Genomic DNA, 8,768 nt, shown 5'->3' on the forward strand with positions numbered 1-8,768 from the left:
TGGTCTGGGAGGCGCTGTTCGGCTCCCTGGTGCCAGGGGCGCGCACCCTGAGCGTCCAGCAGTGGGCGCTGGCGGTGGCGCACAAGGTCGCCGGCGGGGACCTGGTCACCTCCGACGTGGGCCTGACCACGGCGACGGTGCTGCTCGTGGCGGTGACCGTGCTGGCCACCTGGTACGCCGGGCAGAAGCTGCGGTCGCTGACCCTGGCCGGGGAGGAGTGAGACCCCGGTCCTCGTCGGGAGCGGGCCCGGCCGCCCGCTCTTGACGGAGGCTTCACCCGCGCCCGCGCAGACTGGGCGCAGGCCGGGCAGAGCGGACCACGGACGACCGGGAGGACGGGATGGCGGGCGACGGGCAGCCGGGCGGCGAGGCGGAAGGCGCCCCCGGCGACGAGTGGGACGACGTCGTCCTCGACGCCGACTTCATACGGGCGGCCGAGACCGCCGAGCCCTCCGCGCGGGCGCGGATGCTCGCCGCCCGCTGGCGCCGTGAGCGGCCGGAGCCGCAGCCCTGGCGCTCGGACGAGCCGCCCGCCGGATGGTTCTTCAGCAAGGTCCGCCGGGGCAGGTGGCGGCGGCGCTGACCGCCCCGTTGCGGCAAGGCGGGACGCGTCCGGGCGGCCGGTAATTCGGTGGCGTCCGGGTCGGCGCGCGGGCACAGTGGTTGTGTCCACAGCGCCGGACCGAGCCGGCGCCACGTTCTGGGAGAGGAGCCCGGCGATGCCCATGCACGGCAGTACGCGGGGTTCCCGGCAGGGCAGCCCGCGGCGGGCTCCGGAGTAGTCGCCACCGCTCCGTCGACCCCGCTTCCGCACCGGGAGCTGCCCGGGGCGGCCGCTTCGAGCACGCGACTCGCCTCGCGTGGGCCGCCCACCCGGAGGATTGGCCGAGTGGTAAGGCACCGGCTTGCTAAGCCGTGGTCGGGTCTCACAGCCCGCGCACGTTCGATCCGTGCATCCTCCGCGAAGAATTCCGCTCGGGGCGAGGACCCCGGGGCTCAGCCCAGCAACCGCTCCAGGACCACCGCGATGCCGTCGTCCTCGTTGGAGGCGGTGACCTCGTCGGCGACCGCCCTCAACTCCGCGTGGGCGTTGGCCATGGCCACGCCGTGGGCGGCCCAGGCGAACATCGGGACGTCGTTGGGCATGTCGCCGAAGGCGACCGTGCCGGAGGCCTTCGCGCCCAGCCGGCGGGCGGCCAGTGACAGGCCCGTCGCCTTCGACAGGCCGAGGGGCAGGAGCTCGACTATGCCCTCGCCGGCCATGGTGACCGACACGAAGCCGCCGGCGCTGCGGCGGGCCACGTCGGCCAGTTCGTCGTCCGTGAGGGCCGGATGCTGGATGTAGAGCTTGTTGAGCGGAGCGCTCCACAGGTCGGCCACGTCGGTGAACGGCGTCGCCGGGAGCGGGCCCCCGACCCTGTAGCCCGGCCCGACCAGCACCTCGCCGTCCAGGCCGTCGCGGCTCGCCGCCAGGTACAGCGGACCGGTCTCCGCCTCGATCTTGGCCAGGGCGGCCGCGGCCAGTTTCCGGTCCAGGGTCACCGAGGTCAGCAGGCGGTGCTCGCCGGCGTCGTACACCTGGGCGCCCTGGCCGCAGACCGCGAGGCCCCGGTAGCCGAGGTCGTCGAGGATGTGCCGCGTCCAGGGCACCGCGCGGCCCGTGACCACGATGTGCGCGGCACCGGCCGCGGTGGCCGCGGCCAGTGCGTCACGGGTGCGCCGGGAGACCGACCCGTCGGAGCGCAGGAGCGTGCCGTCGAGGTCGGTCGCAACGAGGGTGAAGGGGAAGCCCCCGGTCGCCTCTCCGGAGGGCGCGGGCGCCGTGGTGGTCACTTGGCCACCGGCTCCAGGACCTCCCGGCCGCCGAGGTAGGGACGCAGCACCTCGGGCACGCGCACGGAGCCGTCGGCCTGCTGGTGGTTCTCCAGGATGGCGACGATGGTGCGGGGCACGGCGCACAGGGTGCCGTTGAGCGTGGCCAGCGGGCGGACCGTCTTGCCCTCGCGGAAGCGGATGGACAGCCGGCGGGACTGGTACTCGGTGCAGTCCGAGGTGGAGGTCAGCTCGCGGTACTTGCCCTGGGTCGGGATCCACGCCTCGCAGTCGAACTTGCGCGAGGCCGAGGAGCCGAGGTCACCCGTGGCGACGTCGATGACCCGGAACGGCAGCTCCAGCGAGGTCAGCCACTGCTTCTCCCACTCCAGCAGCCGCCGGTGCTCGTCCTGCGACTCCTCGGGAGTCACGTAGGAGAACATCTCGACCTTGTCGAACTGGTGCACGCGGAAGATGCCGCGGGTGTCCTTGCCGTGCGAGCCGGCCTCGCGGCGGAAGCACGGAGAGAAGCCCGCGTAGCGCAGCGGCAGGCGCTCGGCGTCGATGATCTCGTCCATGTGGTAGGCCGCCAGCGGCACCTCCGAGGTGCCGACCAGGTACAGGTCGTCCTTGTCGAGGTGGTAGACGTCCTGGGCGGCCTGGCCGAGGAAGCCGGTGCCCGCCATCGACTGCGGGCGCACCAGCGCCGGGGTCAGCATCGGCGTGAAGCCGGCCGCGGTGGCCTGGGCGATCGCCGCGTTCACCAGCGCCAGCTCCAGCAGGGCGCCGACACCGGTGAGGAAGTAGAAGCGGGAGCCGGAGACCTTCGCGCCGCGCTCCACGTCGATCGCGCCGAGCAGCTGGCCGAGCTCCAGGTGGTCCTTGGGCTCGAAGCCCTCGGCGGCGAAGTCGCGGATCTCGCCGTGGGTCTCCAGCGTGGCGAAGTCCTCCTCGCCGCCGACGGGGACGTCGGGGTGCACGAGGTTGCCGAGCTGGAGCAGGAGCTCCTGCGTCCGGGCGTCGGCCTCGTCGCGCTCGGCATCGGCCGCCTTGACGTCTGCGGCCAGCTGGCCCGCCTTCTTCAGCAGCTCCGCCTTCTCGTCGCCGGAGGCCTTGGGGATGAGCTTGCCCAGCGCCTTCTGTTCGGCGCGCAGCTCGTCGAAGCGGACGCCGGACGACCTGCGCCGCTCGTCGGCAGACAGGAGGGAGTCGACGAGCGCGACGTCCTCTCCACGGGCACGCTGGGAGGCGCGCACACGGTCGGGGTCCTCACGGAGCAGGCGAAGGTCAATCACGCGGTCAAGGCTACCGGTGCGGCCTTCCGGGTCACGACTCGGTATTCCGAACCGCCTATTACGTACCGTTATGGGGGAATTGCTCCGCGTGTCCTCTCTGTCAATGGGATCACACCCGGCTCCCCGGAACGAAGCAGGGATCAGCATGATGTTGACTGGATTTCCTTGCGCGGAACGGGACTTGGGGGAGCCCGCTGGCGTGTGGTTGTCCACAGGAATCCACACCGGCGGAAAGTTATCCACAGGCTGTGTGCATGATCTGTGGAAGTCGGAATTGATCACTCCGGAAGTGCCGAGCGGAAGGAAGAATTCCCGGCTCAAAGCGCGCCCACACCCACTTTCGGGTGGAAAAGGGTCGCTCCAAAAGATGAACCAAAGGAAACGGGTGGACGAAGGGTGAGTCGCGCGACGAGGTTGGCGCTTGCGGGCCGTAGGGCGATTTGTCGACCGAGTCGCGCTTCCGTATCGACTTGTCCCCAGGTCGACCGACAGGCCTGTGGATAACTTCTGTGGACAACGAAGATCCGCAGGTAGGACTGCGCACGGCCGCGACGACGGCCGCCTCCGACGGCCTCGCGCGGCCGGAAATGGCTAGAAACGTCCGTCCTGGCAGCGGGCCACCCAGTCCGCCGCCGCCACGAACTCCTGGTCCGAGGTGCCGGCCAGCGGAGGCCGTACGTCCGCCGGTCCGACACCCGCACGCGGGTACGAACCGAGAAAGCGCACCTGCAAACAGATCCGCTTCAGCCCCATCAGTGCCTCCGCCATCCGGCGGTCGGTGATGTGACCCTCGGCGTCGACGCAGAAGCAGTAATTGCCGATGCCGGCACCCGTCGGGCGGGACTGCAGCAGCATGAGGTTGATGCCCCGGGTGGCGAACTCGCCGAGCAGGTCGCGCAGCCCGCCCGGGTGGTCGTCGCGCTGCCACAGCACCACGGAGGTCTTGTCGGCGCCGCTCGGGGCGGCGGGCCGGGCCGGACGGCCGACGAGCACGAACCGGGTCTGCGCGTTCTCCGCGTCGTGGATCTCGGTGACCAGGGCCTCGAGCCCGTACCGGGCGGCGGCGAACTCGCCCGCGAACGCCGCGTCGTAGCGGCCCTCCTGGACCAGGCGGGCGCCGTCCGCGTTCGAGGCCGCCGACTCCCAGACGGCGTCGGGAAGATGCGCCTTGAGCCAGTTGCGCACCTGCGGCTGGGCGGCCGGGTGAGCGGTGACCGTCTTGACGTCCGACAGCTTGGTGCCGGGCCGCACCAGCAGCGCGAAGGTGATCGACAGCAGCACCTCGCGGTAGATCATCAGCGGCTCGCCCGCGACCAGCTCGTCCAGGGTGGTGGTGATGCCGCCCTCGACGGAGTTCTCGATCGGCACGAACGCGGCCTCGGCGTCGCCGGCGCGGACCGCGTCCAGCGCGGACTGCACGGACACGTAGGGGACCAGCTCCCGGGTGGCCGTCTCCGGCAGGGTGCGCAGGGCGACTTCGGTGAAGGTCCCCTCGGGGCCGAGATACGCGTAGCTCGCTGGCATGACCTCACCCTAGGCCAACCGCGGGCCCCGCTGTCCGCGCGGTGCCCGCCGCTCCCCGCTCACCCCGCCCCGCTCTCCCTTCCGCGCTCGCCCCTGCCTGCTCACCCCTCCAGCAGCCGCTGGCCCACGTACTCGCCCTCGGCCGCGCCGCCCGGCACCGCGAACAGGCCGCTCGCCTCGTGCCGGATGTACTGCGAGAGCGCGTCCCCCCGGTCGAGCTTGCGCTGCACCGGCACGAAGCCGCGCAGCGGGTCGGCCTGCCAGCAGATGAACAGCAGGCCCGCGTCGGGGGCGCCGTCCGCGTGATAGCCGTCGTGGTAGGAGAAGGGGCGGCGGACCATGGCGGCGCCGCCGTTCTGGTCGGGGCGTGTGATGCGGGCGTGGGCGTTGACCGGGACGACGTAGGAGCCGTCCGCGCCGGTCTTCTCCAGGTCCATCGCGGTGGTCTCGGTGCCGCCGCTCAGCGGTGCGCCGTCGGCCTTGCGCCGGCCGATGACGTTCTCCTGCTGGGTGAGGGATAGCTTCTCCCAGTCGTCCAGGAGCATGCGGATCCGGCGTACGACGGCGTAGGAGCCACCGGCCATCCAGGCGGGCTCTCCGCCGGCCGGCACGAAGACGCGCTTGTCGAAGTCGGCGTCGGACGGCTTGGGGTTGCGGGTGCCGTCGACCTGGCCCATCAGGTTACGGGCGGTCATGGGGTGGGCGGTGGCGCCCGGCGAGCGGTTGAAGCCGTTCATCTGCCAGCGCACCCGGGCGGCGGATCCGGCGTCCTTCTGCACCGCGCGCAGGGCGTGGAAGGCCACCAGCGCGTCGTCCGCGCCGATCTGCACCCAGAGGTCGCCCTCGCCGCGGGCCTTGTCGAGGTGGTCGGAGGAGAAGTCCGGCAGCGGGTCCAGCGCGGCAGGCCGCTGCCCCTGCAGACCGGTGCGGTCGAAGAAGGTACGGCCGAAGCCGAAGGTGAGGGTCAGGGAGGAGGGCCCGGCGTCGCGGGCGACGTCGGTGTCGCCGTGCGGGGCCGGCTCGCCCGCCATCAGCCGCTCGGCCGTCGCCGACCACCGGCGCAGCAGAGCGGCCGCCTCTTTGCGGCCGGCGCCCGCCACCAGGTCGAAGGCGACGAGATGGCCGCACGACTGGAGGGGATCGGTGATGCCGGGCTGATGTTTCCCGTGAAACATCGCCCGGCCCGCGCCGAGCGAGGTGAGCGGGGTGGCCCCGGCGGGAGCGCTCGCGTATCCCACGGCCGCGCCCGCCGCGCCGAGCACGAGCCCGGTGGCACCGGCGGTGCCCAGCAGCCGCCGACGGGACACGCCCGCCGGCGCGGGGTCGCCGCCCCCGGACTGCCGGGGCAGGCCGGGGGAGGAGGAGACGGCCGTGGTGGACTGGTCGGTCATGGCGGTGCTCAGCCGATCTGCGCGTTCTTGGTGACGGTCGTCTGGTCGATGTCGGAGGTCCGCACGGTCACGGCGATCTTCCAGTCGCCCGCCATGGGGATCTGCACCCCGCTCGCGGCCCAGTGCCCGGTGGTGACACGGTCGGGGGCCACCGGCAGCGGGCCGATCTTCTTCGCGGCGAGGGTGAAGGCGACCTTGACCTCGGGGATGTCGAAGGGCCGTCCGTCGGGCCGCTGTACGTAGACGTGCATCTCGTTGCCGCCCACGCGCGCGGGGTCGATGTCGAGCCGTACGACGCCCTTGCCGTTCTGGCCGCCGGTGTCGAAGGGCATGTCCAGGGTGACCGCGCCCGACGAGGAGGACGCGGAGGAGGAAGAGGACGACGAGGACGCGGTGGCGGCCTTGGCCTCCTCCTCGGTACGGCCCGGCTCGGTCTGCGTCAGCACGGTGGTGACGGCGAGCAGGACGACGGCGACGCCGGCCTCGGCCAGCACGGAGCGGCGCAGCCCGAACCGTCCGGGATCCGCGTCGCGCAGCCGCTTCTGCCGCGCCATGTCCACGGCGGCCCGCTGCCGGGCGAGCTGGGCGGCCCGACGCGAGTCGTCGCCCGCCGGCTTCGCCCCGCTGCCGGACTTCTTGCCATCCGCGGCCGTGGCCTTGCCTCCGGCTGGGCTCTTGCCTCCGGCTGAGCCCTTCTCGGCCACCGCGCCCTTGTCACTCACGGCGCCCTTGCCCACGGGCTCCTTCTGCCTGACGGTCTCCTTGGCCGTCGCCGCACCCCCCGCCTTCGTGGCAGGCGTCTCGGTGAGCCGGCCGGTCCAGCGGCGGGAGACGGAGGCGATGCCGACCAGCACCACCACCAGGCCGATCTTGACCAGGAGCAGCTGCCCGTAGCGTGTGCCGGTGAACGCCGACCAGGAGCCGACCTGGCGCCAGGACTGGTAGATCCCGGTGGCGACGAGCGCGACGACCGAGCCGAAGGCGACGCGGGAGAAGCGGCGCACGGCCGCCGTCCCGACCGGGGTCCGCGCGGGCGCCCGGTACAGCGCGACCAGGAGGGCGACGAGCCCGCCGAGCCAGGTGGCGACCGCCAGCAGGTGGACGACGTCGACCGGCATGGCGATGCCCGGCTGCAGCCCGGTCGAGGCGTGCTCGGCCATCGCCCAGCTCGCCGCGAGCCCGGCGGCGACCACGGCACCGCCGATCGCGAGCCCGAAGGTCAGATCCCGCTTCTCCTCCTCGTCGCGCTTCTCGTACGCCCCGAAGAGCACCGCGACGAACAGCGCGGCCGCGGCGAGCAGCAGCAGCCGGGAGACGAGCGCGGCGCCGGTCTTGGTCTGGAGCACCTGGCCCAGCAGGTTCAGGTCGAAGACGTCGCCGAGTCTGCCGGAGGTGGTGTAGGAGCCGCGCAGGAGCAGCAGCGCGAGCGTGGCCGCGGTGAGGGTGACCCAGCCGGAGACCACCGTCCGCTGCACGGCCCGCACGCCCGCCCCGCGCTGCCAGCAGGCCAGCACGAAGGCGCCGCCGCCGACCAGGACGATGAAACCGGCGTAGGACAGGTAGCGCCCGAGCCCGTAGAGCCAGCCGACGACTCCGCCGCCCACGTCCTGGCCGGCGACCGCGACCGAGGTCTTGGAGGGGGCGCCCACGGAGAAGGTGTAGGCGCCGCCGACGGGGTGGCTGTCGGCGGAGACCACCTGATAGGTGACGGTGTAGGTGCCCTTGGCCAGTCCGCCGCGCAGCTGCACGGCGTACGTCGTCCCGCTGATGTCGGAGGGCTTCCCGGTGTCGACGCGCCTGCCCTGCGGGTCGAGGACGCGCAGCGAGTCGTCGTTCATGGCGACCTTCTCGGAGAAGGTCAGCGACACCTGCGTGGGCGCCTTGTCGACCACCACCCCCTGCTGGGGGTCGCTGCCGGTCAGCGCGGCGTGCGCGGAGGCCGGGCCGGCGCCGGCGAGGAGGATCCCGGTCACGGCCAGAAGCAGCAGTACCAGGGTCCGGACGCGGGGGGTGATGGTCTGCGTCAAGGTGGAGCCCTCCCTCAGTGTCCGGTCGCGGGGTTGTACGTGGCCGGCTTGACCGGCATCTCAACCGTGAGGTCGCCGGAGGCCGCGAAGTGCAGTTTCACGGTGACCGTCCGGCCCTGCACGGGCTTGTGCGCGAGCCGGTCGAACATCAGGTGGTTGCCGCCGCTTTCGAACACCAGCCGGCCGTGGGCGGGCACGGTGAGGCGGCTGACCTCCCGCATCGCGCCGCCGTCCGTCTCGTGCACGGTGACGTCGCCGGCGTCGGGACTCGTGACCGAGGTCAGCTCGTCCTTCGCGCCTCCCTTGTTGCTGATCGTCAGGAAGCCCGCCGCCATGGAGTCCGAGACCGGCTGGGGCATGTAGGCGCCGTTCACGGAAAGCTCGGGCCTCCCGCCAGAACCGGAACCAGAACCGGAACCCGACCCGGAGCCCGAGCCGGACGTGGCGCCCGAGGCCGTGCCGCCGCACCCGGTCAGCAGGGCGCTCGCGGCGACGGCGCCGGCGAGCAGCGCGGCCGCGGCCGCCGGGCGCCTCACGGGTTCTGCCCCTTGATGATCTTGGGCAGGCCCTTGGTGTAGTCGTCGACGGAGGCGTCCTCGCCGTAGAACAGATAGCCGCCGTCCGTCTTCGGGGAGAAGGCGACCACCTGGGTGCCGTGCACCGAGACGAGCTTGCCGTTCTTGTCCTTCGTCGTCGGCTCGATGGAGATGCCCACGCTG

At 72.4% G+C, this 8,768-nt stretch carries 7 protein-coding genes, 1 tRNA gene and 2 pseudogenes; 3 read left to right on the plus strand and 7 right to left on the minus strand.

What is annotated here, in order from left to right; translation table 11 throughout:
* From IE249_RS38645 to IE249_RS27220, 3 genes and pseudogenes are all read left to right on the plus strand, one after another.
* Nucleotides 1-221: pseudogene (locus IE249_RS38645) on the plus strand (ABC transporter permease); the annotation flags it as partial.
* 119 nt (nucleotides 222-340) lie between these two features.
* Nucleotides 341-583, plus strand: a complete 243-nt coding sequence (locus IE249_RS27215) for an SGM_3592 family protein (protein ID WP_189708865.1) — start codon at nucleotides 341-343, stop codon at nucleotides 581-583.
* Nucleotides 584-875: 292 nt separating this feature from the next.
* Nucleotides 876-962, plus strand: a tRNA-Ser gene (locus IE249_RS27220).
* Between the two features lie 34 nt (nucleotides 963-996).
* Here the strand turns inward: IE249_RS27220 and IE249_RS27225 are convergent.
* From IE249_RS27225 to IE249_RS38650, 7 genes and pseudogenes are all read right to left on the minus strand, one after another.
* A complete protein-coding gene (locus tag IE249_RS27225; protein WP_189708867.1) occupies nucleotides 997-1,833 on the minus strand; it encodes an HAD family hydrolase in 837 nt (278 codons plus the stop codon).
* Nucleotides 1,830-3,107: a serine--tRNA ligase gene (gene serS / locus IE249_RS27230; RefSeq protein ID WP_189708869.1), complete on the minus strand. Its 1,278-nt coding sequence runs from the start codon at nucleotides 3,105-3,107 to the stop codon at nucleotides 1,830-1,832. The genes IE249_RS27225 and serS overlap by 4 nt, the downstream gene beginning before the upstream one ends.
* A 591-nt stretch (nucleotides 3,108-3,698) precedes the next feature.
* Nucleotides 3,699-4,631: a prephenate dehydratase gene (pheA, locus tag IE249_RS27235; RefSeq protein ID WP_189708871.1), complete on the minus strand. Its 933-nt coding sequence runs from the start codon at nucleotides 4,629-4,631 to the stop codon at nucleotides 3,699-3,701.
* A 101-nt stretch (nucleotides 4,632-4,732) separates the two neighbouring features.
* Nucleotides 4,733-6,022, minus strand: a complete 1,290-nt coding sequence (gene efeB / locus IE249_RS27240) for an iron uptake transporter deferrochelatase/peroxidase subunit (RefSeq protein ID WP_189708873.1) — start codon at nucleotides 6,020-6,022, stop codon at nucleotides 4,733-4,735.
* Between the two features lie 8 nt (nucleotides 6,023-6,030).
* The gene (locus IE249_RS27245) at nucleotides 6,031-8,049 is read right to left on the minus strand and encodes a copper resistance CopC/CopD family protein (protein WP_189708875.1); all 2,019 of its coding nucleotides are present in this window, start codon (nucleotides 8,047-8,049) and stop codon (nucleotides 6,031-6,033) included.
* A 14-nt stretch (nucleotides 8,050-8,063) separates the two neighbouring features.
* Nucleotides 8,064-8,585: a copper chaperone PCu(A)C gene (locus tag IE249_RS27250; RefSeq protein WP_189708877.1), complete on the minus strand. Its 522-nt coding sequence runs from the start codon at nucleotides 8,583-8,585 to the stop codon at nucleotides 8,064-8,066.
* Nucleotides 8,582-8,768, minus strand: a pseudogene (locus IE249_RS38650) (SCO family protein); the annotation flags it as partial. The gene IE249_RS27250 and the pseudogene IE249_RS38650, both read right to left, overlap by 4 nt.

The organism is Streptomyces anandii JCM 4720, from assembly GCF_014650655.1.
Classification (GTDB): domain Bacteria; phylum Actinomycetota; class Actinomycetes; order Streptomycetales; family Streptomycetaceae; genus Streptomyces; species Streptomyces anandii.

Excerpts from the sequence above, each read along its gene's own strand:
- IE249_RS27215 (WP_189708865.1), top strand. The coding sequence starts at position 341 with ATGGCGGGCGACGGGCAGCCGGGCGGCGAGGCGGAAGGCGCCCCCGGC.
- pheA (WP_189708871.1), bottom strand. The coding sequence starts at position 4,631 with ATGCCAGCGAGCTACGCGTATCTCGGCCCCGAGGGGACCTTCACCGAA.
- efeB (WP_189708873.1), bottom strand. The coding sequence starts at position 6,022 with ATGACCGACCAGTCCACCACGGCCGTCTCCTCCTCCCCCGGCCTGCCC.